Origin of the sequence: Empedobacter falsenii (assembly GCF_013488205.1) — a bacterium.
GTDB lineage: Bacteria > Bacteroidota > Bacteroidia > Flavobacteriales > Weeksellaceae > Empedobacter > Empedobacter falsenii_C.
In genome coordinates, this window is sequence record NZ_CP040908.1 from 1,313,204 (window position 1) to 1,331,220 (window position 18,017).

Annotated in this window: 21 protein-coding genes; 13 read left to right on the forward strand and 8 right to left on the reverse strand. The window is 31.8% G+C overall.

Annotation, left to right across the window (positions count from 1 at the left end):
• Positions 1 to 4: 4 nt before the first annotated feature.
• Complete coding sequence (locus FH779_RS06145; protein ID WP_180906391.1) at positions 5 to 259, forward strand: hypothetical protein; 255 nt, start codon at positions 5 to 7, stop codon at positions 257 to 259.
• 19 nt (positions 260 to 278) lie between these two features.
• Here FH779_RS06145 and ribD read toward each other — a convergent pair whose 3' ends face one another.
• From ribD to FH779_RS06185, 8 genes are all read right to left on the reverse strand, one after another.
• A complete protein-coding gene (ribD, locus tag FH779_RS06150; protein WP_180906392.1) occupies positions 279 to 1,331 on the reverse strand; it encodes a bifunctional diaminohydroxyphosphoribosylaminopyrimidine deaminase/5-amino-6-(5-phosphoribosylamino)uracil reductase RibD in 1,053 nt (350 codons plus the stop codon).
• 9 nt (positions 1,332 to 1,340) lie between these two features.
• On the reverse strand, positions 1,341 to 3,203 hold the full coding sequence (locus tag FH779_RS06155) for a DUF349 domain-containing protein (protein ID WP_180906393.1): 1,863 nt from the start codon (positions 3,201 to 3,203) through the stop codon (positions 1,341 to 1,343).
• Positions 3,204 to 3,257: 54 nt separating this feature from the next.
• The gene (locus FH779_RS06160; RefSeq protein ID WP_180906394.1) at positions 3,258 to 3,995 is read right to left on the reverse strand and encodes a shikimate dehydrogenase family protein; all 738 of its coding nucleotides are present in this window, start codon (positions 3,993 to 3,995) and stop codon (positions 3,258 to 3,260) included.
• Positions 3,992 to 4,669, reverse strand: coding sequence for a DedA family protein (locus FH779_RS06165; protein WP_038336669.1), 678 nt, complete (start codon positions 4,667 to 4,669; stop codon positions 3,992 to 3,994). Before FH779_RS06165 ends, FH779_RS06160 begins: the two co-directional genes overlap by 4 nt.
• Positions 4,670 to 4,679: 10 nt before the next feature.
• Positions 4,680 to 5,990, reverse strand: coding sequence for a UDP-N-acetylglucosamine 1-carboxyvinyltransferase (gene murA / locus FH779_RS06170; protein ID WP_180906395.1), 1,311 nt, complete (start codon positions 5,988 to 5,990; stop codon positions 4,680 to 4,682).
• 24 nt (positions 5,991 to 6,014) lie between these two features.
• Positions 6,015 to 6,752, reverse strand: a complete 738-nt coding sequence (locus FH779_RS06175; RefSeq protein WP_180906396.1) for a DUF4290 domain-containing protein — start codon at positions 6,750 to 6,752, stop codon at positions 6,015 to 6,017.
• Between the two features lie 268 nt (positions 6,753 to 7,020).
• Complete coding sequence (locus tag FH779_RS06180) at positions 7,021 to 7,227, reverse strand: helix-turn-helix domain-containing protein (RefSeq protein WP_180906397.1); 207 nt, start codon at positions 7,225 to 7,227, stop codon at positions 7,021 to 7,023.
• Positions 7,228 to 7,229: 2 nt separating this feature from the next.
• Positions 7,230 to 7,871: a DUF2975 domain-containing protein gene (locus FH779_RS06185; protein WP_180906398.1), complete on the reverse strand. Its 642-nt coding sequence runs from the start codon at positions 7,869 to 7,871 to the stop codon at positions 7,230 to 7,232.
• A gap of 187 nt (positions 7,872 to 8,058) precedes the next feature.
• Between FH779_RS06185 and FH779_RS06190 the strand changes: the two genes are divergently transcribed.
• The 12 genes from FH779_RS06190 to ureB all read left to right on the forward strand — a co-directional run bounded on the left by FH779_RS06190 (position 8,059) and on the right by ureB (position 18,016).
• On the forward strand, positions 8,059 to 8,385 hold the full coding sequence (locus FH779_RS06190; protein WP_180906399.1) for a hypothetical protein: 327 nt from the start codon (positions 8,059 to 8,061) through the stop codon (positions 8,383 to 8,385).
• An 87-nt stretch (positions 8,386 to 8,472) separates the two neighbouring features.
• On the forward strand, positions 8,473 to 8,820 hold the full coding sequence (locus tag FH779_RS06195) for a hydrogenase maturation nickel metallochaperone HypA/HybF (protein WP_038336663.1): 348 nt from the start codon (positions 8,473 to 8,475) through the stop codon (positions 8,818 to 8,820).
• Between the two features lie 24 nt (positions 8,821 to 8,844).
• Positions 8,845 to 9,564, forward strand: a complete 720-nt coding sequence (gene hypB, locus FH779_RS06200; protein ID WP_052217937.1) for a hydrogenase nickel incorporation protein HypB — start codon at positions 8,845 to 8,847, stop codon at positions 9,562 to 9,564.
• Positions 9,565 to 9,576: 12 nt separating this feature from the next.
• The gene (locus FH779_RS06205) at positions 9,577 to 10,038 is read left to right on the forward strand and encodes an urease accessory protein UreE (RefSeq protein ID WP_180906400.1); all 462 of its coding nucleotides are present in this window, start codon (positions 9,577 to 9,579) and stop codon (positions 10,036 to 10,038) included.
• 3 nt (positions 10,039 to 10,041) lie between these two features.
• Positions 10,042 to 11,064, forward strand: a complete 1,023-nt coding sequence (locus FH779_RS06210; protein ID WP_180906401.1) for an ABC transporter substrate-binding protein — start codon at positions 10,042 to 10,044, stop codon at positions 11,062 to 11,064.
• Positions 11,054 to 12,067, forward strand: coding sequence for a FecCD family ABC transporter permease (locus FH779_RS06215; protein WP_180906402.1), 1,014 nt, complete (start codon positions 11,054 to 11,056; stop codon positions 12,065 to 12,067). The genes FH779_RS06210 and FH779_RS06215 overlap by 11 nt, the downstream gene beginning before the upstream one ends.
• Complete coding sequence (locus FH779_RS06220; protein ID WP_180906403.1) at positions 12,067 to 12,834, forward strand: ABC transporter ATP-binding protein; 768 nt, start codon at positions 12,067 to 12,069, stop codon at positions 12,832 to 12,834. Before FH779_RS06215 ends, FH779_RS06220 begins: the two co-directional genes overlap by 1 nt.
• Before the next feature lie 7 nt (positions 12,835 to 12,841).
• Positions 12,842 to 13,396 carry a GNAT family N-acetyltransferase gene (locus FH779_RS06225; protein WP_221414075.1) on the forward strand — a complete coding sequence of 185 codons (555 nt, stop codon included), beginning with the start codon at positions 12,842 to 12,844 and terminating at the stop codon, positions 13,394 to 13,396.
• A complete protein-coding gene (locus tag FH779_RS06230) occupies positions 13,374 to 15,803 on the forward strand; it encodes a TonB-dependent receptor (protein WP_180906404.1) in 2,430 nt (809 codons plus the stop codon). The genes FH779_RS06225 and FH779_RS06230 overlap by 23 nt, the downstream gene beginning before the upstream one ends.
• A 27-nt stretch (positions 15,804 to 15,830) precedes the next feature.
• On the forward strand, positions 15,831 to 16,613 hold the full coding sequence (locus tag FH779_RS06235) for a DUF2490 domain-containing protein (protein ID WP_180906405.1): 783 nt from the start codon (positions 15,831 to 15,833) through the stop codon (positions 16,611 to 16,613).
• Between the two features lie 712 nt (positions 16,614 to 17,325).
• A complete protein-coding gene (gene ureA, locus FH779_RS06240; protein ID WP_038336653.1) occupies positions 17,326 to 17,628 on the forward strand; it encodes an urease subunit gamma in 303 nt (100 codons plus the stop codon).
• Between the two features lie 19 nt (positions 17,629 to 17,647).
• On the forward strand, positions 17,648 to 18,016 hold the full coding sequence (ureB, locus tag FH779_RS06245; RefSeq protein WP_038336652.1) for an urease subunit beta: 369 nt from the start codon (positions 17,648 to 17,650) through the stop codon (positions 18,014 to 18,016).
• Position 18,017 lies beyond the last annotated feature (1 nt).

The window sequence follows — 18,017 nt, forward strand, 5'->3', positions numbered from 1 at the left end:
ATGAATGAAATTGAATGATAAAGTAATTTTAAATACTTTTTTAGGAAAAAAGAATACAAATAATTTAAGAGATGAAAATCATTATTGGATTTTAATTGGAGAAAGTGGAAAAGTTATTGAAATAAATAATGATTTATTTGAAGGAAGAGTTTTAGTGTTATTTGATAAAGATTTAGATGAATTAAATCTTAATAATCATAATCTTATCAAAAATTCTCTTTGGATATTAGAAACAGATTTAATAATTGATAAAAGATAATAAAAAAGAACCTTAAAATCTAAGGTTCTTCAATTTCTATTCTATTTTCGAAAATATTTAATTCATCATTTAAAAAGCGATGTTTTTCAGTTCGAGTTCCTTTTAGTCGAGGAGCTAAAATTCCTTCATTCCAGATGGTATCCGAACTCAAAATTCGTGCTTCGTCCCACAAATCGGCATCAATAAAATGTTGTATGGTATCACTTCCACCTTCAATAATCAAGGATTGAATATTATTTTCGTATAAATAATCCATTACTTGAGGCAATATTTTTTGCGTAAAATCTAGTTGAACAAGTTCTAAATTTTCTTCAGAACATTTTTCAATAGAATTAAAAATAACAGTAGGTTGCGTTTGATCAAACAAATGGAAACTTCTCGGAATCGCTAAGTTTTTGTCAATCGCAATTCTCAACGGATTATTACCTTCCCATAATCGCGTGTTAAGCTGAGGATTATCAATCAAAGCGGTGTTTTTTCCAACCAAAATAGCTTGTTCTTCTGTTCGCCATTTATGCACCAACTGTTTTGTATAATGATTTGTAATCCACAATTGCACATCATCGCGTCCCATGTATCCATCTTCGGTTTGCGCCCATTTTAAAATAATATATGGACGTTTTTTCTGATGAAAAGTTATAAAACGTTTATTAAGTTTGATGCATTCTTTTTCCAAAACACCCAGCGTTACATCAACACCATTTTTCAGCAAACGCAAATAACCTTGCCCATTCACTTTCGCAAAAGGATCTAAAGTTCCAATCACGACTTTTGGAATTTCTTTTTTTATAATCAAATCCGCACAAGGAGGTGTTTTTCCGTGATGTGAACAAGGTTCTAACGTAACATATAACGTAGATTCCTTTAATAATTCTTGATTTTTAATCGAATTAATTGCGTTCACTTCGGCGTGCGGTCCACCATATTCTGACGTAAAACCTTCGCCTATAATTTTGTTGTTATGTACAATAATAGAACCAACAAACGGATTAGGATATGTTGTTCCTAACCCGTTTGTTGCAATTTGTATACAACGAGCCATATATTGCTCATCGATAGATTGTTGTGTCATGCCTAAAAATTATGCATTAAAATCAATATTGAATAATGTTTTCAGTTTGATTTCTGCTTCAATTAATTTTTTTCGTTTATCGTCAATTTGCTTGTAAACGTCTTTTAATAAAGGATTGTTCTCATTTGCATTCGAAAAGAAATGTACATTATTATCCAATTGATTGATTTCTTTTTCTAAATCCTCAATTATTTTACGTGTTTTTCTAATCTCATCATCCAATAAATTTCCATTATTTCCAGATTTTACTTTATTGACAAATGATTTCAACTTATAATCGTTCAATTCATTTTTAGAAAGATTTAAAGCATCTAATTTTTTGTGGTAAACATCTGTAAATTCTTGATTGATTGAAATTTTTTCTGATGGAACTTTTCCTAAACTTGTCCAATTATGTTGAATTTCTTCTAATTGTTTCAACGCTTCATCTTTGTTTTCAGAAATCGTTTGATTTTTGAAATCGTTTAAGAAAGCTTGTTTCTTTTCGAAATTTAGTTCCAATTTTTGATTTGCTTGTTCGTGACGTTTTTTGTAACGATCAAAGAATTGATTACATGTATCTTTGAATTCTTTCCAGATTTTGTCTGAATTTTTTCTTGGAACATGACCAATTTTTTTCCAATCATTTTGGATTTTTTTAATCACTTGTACAGAAGCATTCCAATCCGTGCTTTCCGTATGTTGTTTTGCAATTTCTAACAAAGCCAATTTCTTTTCAAGATTCAGTTGTTGCTCTGATTTTAGATTTTTATAGAAATCATTTTTGATGTGATTAAATTGTCTTGTCACTTCTTTGAAAGCTTCCCAAGTTGCAGAATTTTTATCTTTCGGAACACGTCCAATTGTGATAAAGTTCTCACGCAAAGAGTTTATTTCAGAAATAGCTTTTTGCCAATCGCCATGCGATTTTGTTGTTGCTTGCTCAGAAATTTCTTTGATACGAGCGATAATTTGATTCTTCTTTTCTAAATTATCTTTTTGCTCTTGTTTTATTTTTTCATTCAATTCACCTTTACGGTCATGAATTTTATTTGTTAATTCTTTGAATTTTTGCCACGTTGGTTCGCGCAAATCTTCTTGTACAGGAACGGCTTCTTCTTTCCATAAACGATGCAAATATTGCAATTCATTCAAGGCTTTTTGCACGTTTTGCTCTCCAATTAATTCTTCTGCACGTTTGATAATCGATTGACGAACTTCCAGATTATGTGCATAATCCAATGTTTGCAATTCCTTATTCATATCCAAATATGTGTAGAAATTATCTAAGTGGAAAAAATAATTTTTGAATACATTTTCAGCATTTTTGCTCGGAATTCTTCCTGCATTGTGCCAACGAGTTTTTAACTCACGAAATTTCTTGAACATTGCCGCCGAAGAATCACTTGGTTCTTGATACAAGGCTTTCAATTCGTCAATAATTTCTAAACGTTCTTTTAAATTATCAGATTCCTTTTTTTCGTTTTCTTTATGAAAAACTGCTAATTGATTTTTAAAATCGTTGTAAACAGCGTTAAATTTTGCTCTAAAAGATGTTTCGTATTTAAAATCTAATTCATCACCACCTTCACTTAAGAAAGCTTCTTTTTTCGCAGCTTCATCTTCTTCTAATTTAGCTTTGAATGCATCACGAATTTGATTAAAATGCTCGCGAATCTCTTGAACATCATATTTGCTTAATAGATTTTTTGCTTCGTTAATCAAAACATCAAAACTAAATGTTTCGTAATCTTTGAACGAAATATCGCTTATTTTTTCTTGGTTCGTTAACTCTTCCGTTTTGTAAGATTCCGTGTTAGAGTCGTTTGTAGTTGCAGGTTTAGGTAATTGTTCTCCGTCTGCATTTTGCAGGTTATCCATTTCAGTATTCATAAGAAATTAAGTTTTGTTTCTCAAATCTAATAAAATTTGAGGACAATATCAAGTCTATTTTGTACGATTATTCCAAATTTCCCAAGCTTTTTCAGCTTGTAGAACCAACATTTCGTGACCATTTTTTATTTTGGCTCCGTTTTGTTGACCATTTTCTAAAAATTTTGTCAATGGTGGATTGTAAATCAAGTCGTACAATAGATGATTTTCGTTAATAAATTGATAGGGTAGAAGTGGAGCGTTTTCAATAGTTGGAAAAGTACCAACTGGCGAACAATTTACAATAATTTGATGATTCTGAATGATTTCTTTATTTAATTCATCATAAGAATAATGATTTTCGGTTTTTGTTCTCGAAACAATTTTATAGTCAATTTTCAATAAATCAAGAATATAAAAAACCGCTTTTGCAGCGCCTCCATTTCCTAAAACCAACCCTTTTTTGTGATGAGGTTCTAAAAGAGGTTCTATCGAATGATGAAAACCGTAACAATCTGTATTATGTCCGATTCGTTTTCCATCTTTTATTAAAACCGTATTTACCGCACCAATTGCTTTGGCTTCTGGCGATAATTCGTCCAAAAATGGAATGATTTCTTGTTTGTAAGGAATTGTGACATTAAAGCCCACTAAACCTTCGGTTTCGAATACTTTTTCTACTTCATCGATTTGCTGTAAATCAAAAACATTGTAGACAGCGTCTACAATGTTCTCGTTTTTAAATTTTTCAGCAAAATAAGATTTAGAAAATGAATAAGAAATATTTCTTCCGATTAATCCAAATTGTCTCATTCTTCTGTTTTATTTTTATTGAATTGAGCTTTCACGATTCGGATAATCAACGGCATATTCGCCAATAATATAATTCCGAAAATGAATTTCTCTAAATTATTTTTTACAATGTCAAACTGACCTAATGTGTGTCCCAAAAGCGAAATAACGCCAACCCAAAGCACCGCACCTATAAAACTATAGGTAATAAATGTGCGATAATTAAGGTTTGTAACACCACAAATAAATGGAATTATAGTACGAACAACAGGCATAAAACGAGCAATAATAATTGCTTTTTTACCATTTTCGTTAAAAAATTCTGTTGCTTTTTCGATATGTTTCTTTTTAAGAAACCATGAGTCTTTTCGTCCTAAAATCCAACCGCCAAATTTTCGTCCAACATAATAATTTACGTTATCACCAAGAATTGCTGCAACCATCAGTAACGGAATAATATATTCGATATGCAAATGGTTTTGGTCATCGCTTGCTGCAATCATTCCAATCGAAAAGATTAGTGCATCTCCAGGTAAAAAAGGCATTAAAAATGACATGATAATTAAACCAGTTTCAGCGAAAATTATCAGGAATAAAATAACATATATCCAATAACCGTAATTATTGATAATGTCCATTAATACCTTGTCTGGGCGTTGAACAAAATTGGTGATAAACTCAATAATAGATTGCATTTTTTATTTTTTAAGCCCTAATTATATCAGCTCCAATAGCACGTAAACGTACATCGATATCTTCGTAACCACGGTCAATTTGATCGATATTATGAATAACAGTTTTTCCTTTCGCAGAAAGTGCAGCAATCAATAAAGACATACCGGCACGAATATCTGGCGAAGTTAATTCAGCTCCTTTCAACGGTGTTTCGTGATTAAGACCAATTACTGTTGCACGGTGCGGATCACATAAAATAATTTGCGCACCCATATCGATTAATTTATCAACGAAGAATAAACGAGACTCGAACATTTTTTGGTGGATCAAAACGCTTCCTTTTGCTTGAGTGGCAATTACCAAAATAATTGACAATAAATCTGGCGTAAATCCTGGCCATGGCGCATCAGAAATAGTTAAAATAGAACCGTCAATAAAACGCTCGATTTCGTAATGTTCTTGAGCTGGAATATAAATATCGTCATCGCGTCGTTCTAATTTGATTCCTAATTTTCTGAAAACATCTGGAATAACACCTAAATTTTCCCACGAAACATTTTTGATTGTTAATTCAGATTTTGTCATTGCTGCTAAACCAATCCAAGATCCAATTTCGATCATATCTGGTAAACATGTATGTTCAGTTCCACCTAATTTATCAACTCCTTCAATCGTTAAAAGATTCGAAGAAATTCCAGAAATTTTAGCACCCATTCTGTTCAACATTTTACATAATTGTTGAATGTAAGGCTCACATGCAGCGTTGTAAATAGTTGTTGTTCCTTTCGCTAAAACTGCAGCCATAATAATATTTGCAGTTCCTGTTACAGAAGCTTCTTCTAATAACATATAAGAACCTTGCAATCCGTTTTCGTCTACTTCTACACCATAGAAATCTTCGTCAGGATTGAAACGATATTTAGCTCCTAAAGCAAAGAAACCTTCGAAGTGCGTATCTAAACGACGACGTCCAATTTTATCTCCTCCTGGTTTTGGCATAAAAGCTTCTCCGAAACGAGCTAAAAGTGGTCCCATTAACATGATTGATCCACGTAATGCAGCACCATCTTTGCGAAATTGTTTTCCTTTTAAATAATCTAATCGTAATTCGTCAGCTTGAAAAGTGAAATCTCCTTTTCCATTTTTTTGTGTTTTTACGCCTAAATCACCCAAAATTTCAATCAAACGATTGACATCTCGAATGTCTGGAATATTTTTAACACGAACTTGTTCATTGGTTAATAAAACCGCACATAAAATTTGTAGTACTTCATTTTTAGCACCTTGCGGAGTAATTTCTCCTTTCAAAGGTTTCCCTCCCTTTATTTGAAATGTAGCCATTTAGTTGTATTAAATAGTTTTGATTTAACCTTTATTGTTTCGAACGTTTTGGTTTCGATTGTTGTTATTTTGATTATTTCTGTTATTGTTGTTTTGACGATTATTCGAATTTTGGTTATTATTTCGATTGTTGTTATTTTGATGATTACGATTATTGTTTTGGTAATTTCTATTGTTTTGATTGTTGTTTGAATGATTATTATTCGAATTCAAACGATCAGGTGAAACCAAGTGGTCATCAACTTTTCTCAAATCAATTTTACCATCAGATAATTCGTACAAATGATTAAAAATAACTTGATCATCAACTGTATCTTTATTCCAAAGTAAATAACATTTTTTCATGTGATTAGCAATCGCAAAGTACAAACCTTCGCGTTTTTCACCTTCTTCCCACGTTACAGCAACATCAATCATTTTACGAATATTGTTTCCGTAATATCTGTATTTATAGATGCTTTTTGGATATTCTACTTTATTTGGTTTACTATTTACCGTATCTTTTTTTGTCGGAATTGGATAAGGAGATTTTACATCCAAATCAAATTCAGCCATGATAAAAAGTTGATCCCAAAGTTTGTGTTGAAAATCTGGTACATCACGCAAGTGAGGATTTAATTCTCCCATTACTTCAATTATAATTTCGGCAAATCCGTTGCGTTCTGTTTCGTCTTTTATTGTTTTACAATGATTTACCATTTCTTGAATATGACGACCATATTCTGGAATAATCAATTGCGAACGAAGTGTATTATATTCCATTAAATTTTCTAATGTATTGGTTACAAATTTACAAAATTCTATCCGATTATTTGGGTAGAAAAGGTATATTGATTGCTAATTTTTTATTAAATTTTATTCCTTAAAAACGGTTATAGTCGGAAGAAGATAAACCGTAAAATAAGATTTTGTCTATTTTAATTCAAAATAGTTGAAAATCTTTATCACTAAGGAAAATTAAGTTAAAACCTTTTGGTTGTCAACAAATATAGTATTTTCTTTTAATAATTTAGAATTTTTGGGTTTTGTTTTAATCTTCCGTATAGTCAATAATATCACCTGGTTTACAATCTAAAGCTTTGCAAATTGCATTCAAAGTTTCGAAGCGAATGGCTTTAGCTTTTCCATTTTTTAGAATAGATAAGTTAGATAATGTAATACCAACTTTTTCACTCAAATCATTCAAAGACATTTTACGTTTTGCCATCATGACATCTAAATTGATAATAATTGCCATATTTATATCGTTAAATCGTTTTCTTGTTTCATTTGAATACTTTGTTTTAAGGCTATAGCGAATACAAGTGTAAATAAACCTGCAGATAGAGATGAAATATTAATCATATTATTCTCAGAAATAATGAAATTACTGTTTACAAGATATTTTTCTAATTGATTATTTTTAATAAAATTTAATAAAGAATCTATTAAAGTGAAACTAATAACAGCAAACCCATTGTACAATAAAGTATTGTATGTGCTTTTTTCAAATAATTCACCGTTAATAAATCTTTTAATTAATCGAATTGTAGAAAATAAATAAAAAACTATTACAACGCCTAAAAGTAAATATAAAACCCAAATATAAAATGGGTAAATGTCTAGACTTCTATCAGTATATACTTCTAAACTAATTTCGTTTGTTAAAATGTCTCCATCTATTCTTGGAATAGAAATAGTGTTATTGACACTATTTTTTGGAATGACATTAAAATATTCATAATTTCTTTTTGAATTTCCATCATTCAAACCTCTTTTGAAATCATTTAATCCATTATTAAAAAAGAAATCAATAAAAGGTAGAGTGATTAGTAATACTCCAATTAATTTTAAATAAAATTTAGATTTAGTTTCCATATTTAGTAATAATTTATTTTTCAAATTAAATAGAAATATTTTGAATTACAAAATAAATTTATTGTAAAGCAATAAAAATATATTAATAAACGATTTAATTGTCGTTTTTTTAAGCTAAATAATTTTTATTGATTTGTAACGTTTTTGAACATTTATCCTCTATTTTGAATAATCCTTTAGGTAGAATGTTGTAGTACCTTTACAATCGTAAATGAAAACGATTTTTCACATATTTTCTGTCTTTTTTTTGATTGTTCTGTTTAGCTTTTCTAACAAAACAAATCAATCTTCTGCGCATCAAAAAGTAGAAAAAGAGACAATAAAATGTGATAATACAAATAGCACTATTGAGGGATTTACATTTACTGTAGAAGATTTAAAAATCAATGATTTTTCTTTTGACGAATTTATCAACGCAGATGTTAAATTTAATTTTAATCAACAGATTTGTGTTCGTATTTTTTCTGATTTATTTTCTACTTCAACGAATAAAATTTGCCTGTTGAGGCATTATATCTACGGTTTACCATTTATCTGATAAACATAAAACTTTCTTATACATAGCTATTTTCTAAGCATTTATTTTGTTTAGAAGGAGGGGATCTATTCACAAAAATTAAAAATTATGCACGAATTAAGTATTGTCAAAGACATATTTGATACGTTGAACGAGCACTATGATTCGAAGATAGAAGATATAGAAAAAGTTCAAATTACAGCTGGGCTTTTATCAAATGTTCAACCTGTTTTAATCCAAAATGCATTTGATGCATTTATAGCTGATAACCAAAATTATAATGAAATCGAGTTAGAGGTTTTAGTCAATGAAATTGTGGCGTATTGCGAACATTGTCACAAGAATTTCGAAGTCAAATATCACAAATTTGTTTGCGAAGATTGCTCAACACCGTCCAGCACAATTGTCAAAGGAAATGAGCTTTTTATCTCGCAAGTCATCTTTAAAAATAAATAATCATTAATTAAACATATTTCAATTATGTCAACAAATACACAAAATCCAAAAAGTCTTGGGAATAGAGTAGGATCTGTTCAATGCGACAACACAACTTTACATTTATTAAAAGCCAACGATTATGTTGCAAATGCGATTCGCGAACGTCTGAAAGATGTTTGTATCATCAATGTTTGTTCGTCTCCAGGATCAGGAAAAACAACATTGTTACAAGAAATTGGAAAACGTTTGGGAAAAGAATTGAATATTTCTGTTTTAGTTGGTGATCCAGAAACGGAGCGTGATGCAGTTCGTATGCGCGAAGTTGGGATTAATGCTTTACAAATTGTAACAGGTGGAATGTGTCATATCGAAGCGCAAATGATTTTACAAGCTTTGGATCACATTAATTTGGACGGAACAGATTTATTATTCATCGAAAATGTAGGAAATCTTCTTTGTCCATCAGCTTTTGATTTAGGTGAAGATTATCGTGTAACACTTATTGCTACAACAGAAGGTGATGATAAACCAAAAAAATATCCACGTATGTTCTTAACAAGTGAGTTGATGTTGGTTTCTAAATCAGATTTATTACCATATGTACCTTTTTCTATCGAAGCGGTTACTAAAGATGCAAGAGAGGTTAATCCAAACTTAGAAGTACAAACAATCAGTACGTTGAATGGAGAAGGAATTGACGAATGGTGTCAATGGTTGAAAGAGAAAGTTCAGTTGAAAAAAGAAGCTGCTCAACAAAAATAATAGATCGAAACAATGGAAAATCAGTTGGTAATTATAGATAAAATTCAGTCAAAAACTGAACAAGTAGAAAATGTTTTGGATCAATTAACGATTGAATGGTTTGAGATTCGAAAACAAAAAATTACGCGAAAAACAACTGCTGGTTTGACATTAGAACTTCGATTACAAACTAAAAATGAGTGGCAGAACGGCGATCGATTATTTCATGAAAACAATTTAATAGCTTCAGTTTACATAAAACCTTGTTTGTGTATTCAGTTTTCTGCAAAATCGAAGTCCGATGCCGCTGATTTTTGTTACTTCGTTGGCAATCGTCACCTTCCTATTTATTGGAAAAACGACGATAATCAACTTTTGCTTCCTTATGATGGTCGTATGTACGAGCAACTTTTGACTCGTTATCAAGATAAAATACAACTTGTCGAAGCACAATTAATCAGTGAATTTTTATTAAAAAATTTGGTAAAAAATTAAACCATGAATTGTAAAATATTTCATCGCATAACCCTTGTTTTATCATTCTTTATTTTCTTTCAAAGTTGTCATTCTTCTTCAAAAAAGAGCGAACAACAAGGCGAAATAAAAGCAGAAGATAGTCGTGGAAAAATAGTTTCGTTACCGCAAGAAGCAAAACGAGTGATTGTACTTTTTGAACCTTCTTTGGACGAAATTTATATGTTACACGCCGAAGATAAAGTGGTTGGAATTCCCCAACAAGTTTTTCAGAATGAAGATAAATATGAGTTCTATGCGAAACTAGATGAGCGAATCAAAAACAAAACAATTGCGACGCCAACTTTTGGAGGTGGATCAAGTAATATTGAAACAATTGTTGGTTTGCAGCCTGATTTAGCAATTGTTTATGAACAGAATATCGAAACAATTCAGCAATTAGAAGAGTTAAATATTCCAGTTTTTACCGTTTCAAGTTTAAGTCAAGATAAGATTTACAAAGAATTGCTTGGAATGGGAACTTTATTAGGGAAAAAACAACGAGCAGAGGAAGTGGTTTCATATGTAAAAACAGAGGCTGAAAAGTTGAAAACTCCTGTAAACGAAAAGCCTAAAAAAGTCTATTACGCATGGTCGAAAGGACGTATTTTTTCGACATCAGGAAAAGGAACTTTGTTAGATTTAGCGATCAAATTATCAGGTGCAGAAAATGCTTGTCCGTTGGAAATGGAATCGCCAAATGTTGGTGCAGAATCGATTTATAAATGGAATCCAGATTTGATTGTACTTTGGAATTCGAGCCTTGATGAGGTGTATCAACTAAAAGAATTGGATGCTTTGCCAGCGGTAAAATCGAAACAAGTTTTCGCGATGAATCCTGCATTTTATTACGATCCGCATACGGTTAAGTTTTTATTATTTGCCAAACAACTTCGCAATTGGTGCTATCCTTCGGCTTATTCGACTGAACAATTAAACAAAGAGGTGCAAAACGATATCATGCAATTGTACCAAAAACCAGATTTATACAAGAAAAATGCAATCTAAATTGAAATTTTACGGTCTACTTTTGATTTTGCCAATAACGGTTGTTATCCTTTCTATGACAATGGGCGCAACGAATTTTGTAGGTATTTCGGAGTTGATTCGTTACAGTTCATCTGCAATCAGTAAGTTAATTTCGGGAACAACTAATTTACCTCAATCAAGTATAGAAACTATTTTGTGGCAAGTTCGTTTACCTCGTATTGTATTAACGTTTATTGTTGGCGCAGCTTTGGCATCTTCTGGTAATGTTTTACAAGCAATTTTCAGAAACCCAATTGTAGATCCATTTACATTAGGTATATCATCTGGTTCTGCTGTTGGAGCAGCTTTAGCAATGGTTGTTCCTGTGTTGTCAATTAATATTTCAGCATTTGTATTTGGTGTTTGTGCTGTATTATTAACGTATTTAATTTCTAAAACTAATGTCAAAAGCTCGTTAATCAATATGGTTTTATCAGGGATGATAATTTCTGGAGTTTTTACAGCCGTTTTGACGCTTTTACAATACATCAGCGATCCATACAAATTGCAAATGATTGTGCAATGGACGATGGGAAATTTACATACAGCTTCTTGGGAAAAAGTAGAAATAGCTTTTTATCCGATTTTAATTGGTTTAACCATTATCATTTTATTCCGTTGGAAACTTAATTTATTGTCTTTGGGTGATGAAGAAGCGCTTGCAGTTGGCGTAAAACCAGGACTTTTGAAAGTTATTTTGATAGGTGTTGCAACCTTAATTACAGCCGCTTGTGTTGCCGCAGTTGGTGTGATAAGTTTATTTGGATTAATCGTTCCACATATTAGTCGAATGTTTTTTGGACCAAATAACGAAAAAACGGTTTGGGCAAATATTAGTATTGGAGGAACTCTTCTTTTGGTAATCGACGATTTTTCGAGAACGGTAATGCCTTTTGAGATTCCGGTTGGTGTTTTTACAATGTTGATTGGTGCACCAATTTTTATTTATCTGATGAGAAAAAACGCAGCAAATTGGGGCTAATGAAAGCAATAGTTAACATACGAAATTTATCGTTTACCTACGGAAAAGATAAAATTCTGAATGAGGTAAATGTCAATTTTTCTGAAGCAAAACTATCTGTTGTGATGGGAAAAAACGGAAGTGGAAAATCGACTTTGTTTAATATCATTGCAGGTTTGGAGAAGAAATACGACGGAAATGTTTTCATTGGAAATGAAGAACGCAAAAAGATAAAAGTTGGATCATCTTCGCTTCGTTTAGGCTTTATGACGCAGTTTCATCAAACTACTTTTCCGTTCAAAGTTTTTGATGTGGTGATGACTGGTCGCGCTTCTTTTTCGAGGTTTTCTCCTAAAAATGACGATTATCAAATTGTCGAAGAAATGTTGACGAAGTTTAATCTGTGGCATTTAAAAGACAAAGCTTATACTTCGCTTTCTGGTGGAGAAAGACAATTGGTATTGTTGTGTCGTGTTTTGGTTCAAAATCCAGATGTTTTGATGTTAGATGAACCAACGAATCACTTGGATTTGCATTACCAAGTTTTGGTTTTAGAAACCTTACAAGAACTTGTCAAACAAGGAAAAACCGTCCTTTGTGTGATGCATGATCCTAATTTGGCATTCATGTATGGTGATCAATTTTATATGATGAAAAATCATCAATTGGTTGATTTAGAAAATTATAATCAAGAAGAGATTAAAAATATTCTGCAAGAAACGTATCAATTGCCTTTGTTGAATTTAACTCATCAAGGAAAACAATTGTTTGTGCCACAATTAAAATAAAAATTGAATGAAAAATATAAAAATTACACCTGTTGAAACTCATCAGGTTGAAGAAATATTGCCTTATGTGATCGAGTTTAGACGCGATTTATTTCCAACATTAGACCCAACAATTGTTCCAAAAGACTTGTTGAACTTTATGTCCAATTACATCGAAAGCCAAACTGGAATTTTTCTTCAGGCGCGTGATGAAAACAATAAAATTATTGGCGTTATTGGTATGATGCCTTTCGATTATCGTTTTCCTCATCTTTCTGTTGGTAAAGAAAAAACGGTAGAGGTTGCTCGTTTGTTTGTGGAGCCGGCTTATCGTCGATTTGGTTTGGGAACGCAATTGTTTCAGGAATTGGAAAAACAAGCGCATCAAAAAAATATTCATCGTTTGTATTTGCACACGCATCCAAGTTTGCCGGGAGCGTATGAATTTTGGTTGAAACAAGGTTTTGATTTGATGATGTTTTGCGAAGAATCAAATTTTCCGACTTATCACATGCAAAAAGAGATTGGTACAAACGAATTAAAAAATAATATTTCTCAAAATGAAAACATCTTTCATGTATAAAATTATTACGTTCAGTTTTTTCATTTTTCTTGGAATAACAGCTACTGCACAAGAAGCAAAAATGATCTTTGGTAAAGTTCTTAATCAAGAAGATCAACCAATTTCGAATGCAATTATTTCGATCGAAAATGACACGTACAACGTAGAAACTGCTGAAAATGGAGAGTTTAAATTCGAAAAAGAAGTTCAACTTCCGTTGACAATTTCGATTATGGCTGATGGTTTGAATTCGACAAATTTTGTGATTACAAAACAAAATTGGAACGAGCAAACAGGTCTTAAAATCTATTTATCAAAGGAATCAACGCAATTAGGAGAAGTTTTAATTAGTTCGGATAAAAAGAATTCATATTATCAACATACGATCACTTTTGATGGAAAATTGAATGGAAGTCTGAAAGATTTACCACAGACAATTAGTATTGCGAATCGCCAATTGATGGACGATAAACAAGCGTTCAAAGTTTCGGATATGGTGCATGATTTATCGGGTGTTAATCAAGCTTCATCTTATGACGATTATACGTTGAGAGGTTTTAGCAGCGGATATGGAAATAGTTTGCGTTTGGTGAATGGTTTGCGTTCTGGTTTTGGTTATGGAACAAGTTATTTCAATTCGCCTTTGACTATTAATTTGGAAAGAATTGAGGTTTTGAAAGGTTCGGGAGGAACGTTATTTGGTGATATTGCGCCAGGTGGAACAATTAATTTAGTGACTAAAAAACCATTAGAAGATTTTAAAGGAGCGGTTAGTTTTTCTTCAGGAAGTTTTGAAACTTTGCGTACAACCTTGGATATTGGTGGACCATTGAGTAATAATTTATTTTATCGATTGAATGCAGGTTACCAAACAAGTAAAACATTCAGAAAAAATAATAATCAAAAAATAGTTTCGGTTGCGCCATCTTTTACGTTCAAACCAAGAAAAGGAACACAAATCGATGTGGATTTAACTTACGATAATTTTGATGGCTATTTGGATCGTGGAATGGGCGTGAAACAAACAGATTTATATGCAATCAATCGTTCTTTTACATTGTCTCAACCATCGGATTTTTTCAAAACAGAAACATTTTCGTTTCGTACAAAATTAACTCAAAAGATTTTAGACAATTTATCATTAACGCTTAATTATTCGAAATCAATTTATAAAGAAAAATTAAACGAACACAGAACGTTGAATAGCTTTGCAGATGCACCTTACAACACAATTGTTAATATGCGTTTCTTGTCTCGTGAAGCAACTGATTATACAGACAATGCTGTTGCTTTTTTGAATTATAAATTGCAAAAAGGGCAAGTAAAACAAAATATAATTTTTGGTGTTGATTATGCACAATATAAGCCAGATGCGGACAATCAGCAAAAAGAGGCGAGAAGCAAAGAGGTGAATGGAGAAATTGTTCCGTTGACATTTGATTTGAATCATCCAATTTACGAATCGAAAGATTTATCTTCTTACAAATGGTTAAAACAAGCGTCTTTTCCATTTTTGAGTTCTTATAAAACAACGGGTGTTTATGTACAAGATCAAGTGAAATTTAATCGATTAGAAATGTTATTTGGTTTGCGTTATGAGCATTATACATCGGAAAGTGCAGATCCAAAAACGCCTTATTCGGCAACTCAAGATACATGGTTACCTCGTGTGGGATTGACATATAAAGTAACGCCAACAATAAATTATTTTGCTAATTATTCGCAAGGTTATGTGCCAATTGCTGCCGATTATGTAGCGAATTACAAAAATTATGGCGCTGATAAACCATTCAAATCAGAGAGAAGTTTCCAAGTAGAAACAGGATTGAAAACAGAATTTTTCAAGAAGAAATTACAAATTGATTTAGCGCTTTATCAAATTCAACGCAATGATATGATGATGCCAACAGGACAATTGAGCGATGCTGGTTTCCCTGTTTATCGTCAATCGGGTAAAGTTTCTTCCAAAGGTTTGGAGCTTGATTTACGTGGACAATTGCATCGTAATTTACAAATGAGTTTCAATTATACGTACACAGACACAGAGGTTAAAGCTTCTTCTGTTGCTTCGGAAGTTGGAATGCCTTTGCCAAATGCACCGAAAAATATGGCGAATGTATGGCTGAAATATTCGGTTTTACATGATACTTTCAAAGGTTTAGGATTTGGTCTTGGCGCTTCTTATGTAAGTGATCGACGTATGGAAAATTCTGTTGGGAAAAATGCACAAGGGAATGCTGAGTGGGGATTTTTGCCAGATTACACAGTGGTAAATGCTGCAATTTATTATGATTTGAACCCATTAAAAATTTCAGTACAGTTCAACAATATTTTCGACAAATATTATTTCCAAGGAGGAATTGATTACACGCGCGTTTTCCCTGGATCTCCAAGTAATATGATGGCTACGTTAAGCTATTCATTCTAATAAAAATAAAACAAACAAAACATAAAAATGATTTCAATTACACGCAAAATAAGCATTGTTGCTGCCTTTTTATTCACGATTAGTAATAGTTTTGGACAACTAAGTCCTCCAGGTTTAGGGAAAGCTAAAACCGCTTCTTGGGCTGCTTTTGGCGTGCAACATAAGTTAGATTCTACAGGAAATAAATATGCGGTTGCATATGTTGGAATGGGACGAAAAAGTTCGCCAGATAATTATAATCCAGTTGATAAACCTGCAATTTTAGTCTTGAATTATGAGATTTACAATAAATTCAAGTCTAATCAACAATATAGTTATGCGATAAGCTATCGTCGTCAAAATGAATTTGATTCCGAAGCACCTTTTCACAAAGAAGGAATAGAGCAGGAGTTTAGAGTTTATGGGCGTTATGCGTATACTGCGAATTTAGGAAAGTTGAAATGGAAGAATACAATTAGACAAGAATTCAGAAAGTTTTTTGATGCTGATTTTAATGAAGTTGATGAAAACTTTCAGTTAAGAACACGTGTGAAATCGCAATTAACGTATCCAATTTCTGATAAGAATAAACAATCTTTAGCGCTTAGTGCCGAAGGTTTATTTGCGACGAGTTATATGAACGATGTGGAAAAACATTGGACAAAATATGCGTACAAAGAAATGCGTTTGGGACTTTATTATATGTTCCAAATTCCGAATTCTCCATTGACGATGGATATTGGTTATGTTAACAACTTGATTAGGAATTATTCAGAAGCGAAATCGGGTGTGCATTATGTTGCAGTAGATTTGGTTTGGAAGCTTCCGTAGGAATTAAATAAGTGATTTCGGATGATAATGATTTATTTTAATAAATAATTAAATTGTTTAAAATGAATAGATTAATCATTTTTAAGTAAGATTAAGCATTATTCATCAAAGGTTTTAGAATAGTCAAAAAGAATGAAATTGTCACGTTTTTGAATATTTATCTGATTTTTTAAGTAAGAAACGAACAAAGTAAAACGTCTAATTTTACATCGGTAATGAAAAAGGTTTTCTCTATAGTATTTTTAATGTTATTTATTACGGTCGTAATAAGTATCTCGAAGTTTTCTCAAACGAGAAGTCTTGTCGAGGCGCATAGAGAACACACAGAACAAATAGATTGTGGAAAAAAATTATCTACTCAATTTGATAATTTCAATCTATTATCAGTTGATGAAAATAAATCAGAATCAGAAATTTTTACATTCGATTGTGATTTGTTTGTTCGCTTTTTGGCTATTTATTTTCATCAAACCTTTTATCAAAAAATATCGGAAACAGTTGAAGTTAAGACTTTAAAAAGTTTACCGAAATACATCTTATTTCATTCGCTACAAATTGATTACAAATAATTAATTTTTATTAATCTACAATAGATTTCATTGTTTTTAACAAAGCAATGAAGGATTCTTATTGTCAAAATTCAACATATTCATACACAAATTGTTTACATCAATGTGTAGAATAAATATCTAATTTTTTAAAAAATAAAAAAATGCATTTAACACCACGCGAATTAGAAAAGCTAATGTTACATACTGCTGGAGAGCTTGCGTTGAAACGTAAAGCAAGAGGCGTAAAATTAAATTATCCAGAATCTATTGCGCTTATCAGCCACTTTATTTTGGAAGGTGCAAGAGATGGGAAACGAGTTGCAGAATTGATGCAAGAAGGTGCAAACATCTTAACAACTGACGATGTAATGCCAGGAGTTGCAGAAATGATACACGATGTACAAGTGGAGGCGACTTTTCCTGACGGAACAAAGTTGGTAACGGTTCATAATCCTATTCGTTAATTCTAAAAAATAAAAGAAAATGATACCAGGAGAAATTTTTGTAAAAGAAGGAACAATTGTTTGTAACGAAGGTAGAGATACGGTAAAAATTAATGTGATTAATACAGGAGATCGACCAATACAAGTTGGTTCTCATTTCCACTTTTTCGAAGTAAATAAAGCGATGCTTTTTGATCGTGAAGCTGCTTTCGGAAAACGATTAAACATTATTTCAAGTACAGCTATTCGTTTTGAGCCAGGAGAAGAAAAAGAAGTTGAATTAGTAGAAATCGCTGGTGACAAAAAAATGTACGGATTCAGCAATTTGGTTCAAGGTTCTATAGAATCAGACGAGCAAAAACAACAAGCATTAGAGAATATGAAATCTCACAATTTTAAAAGTCTTTAAA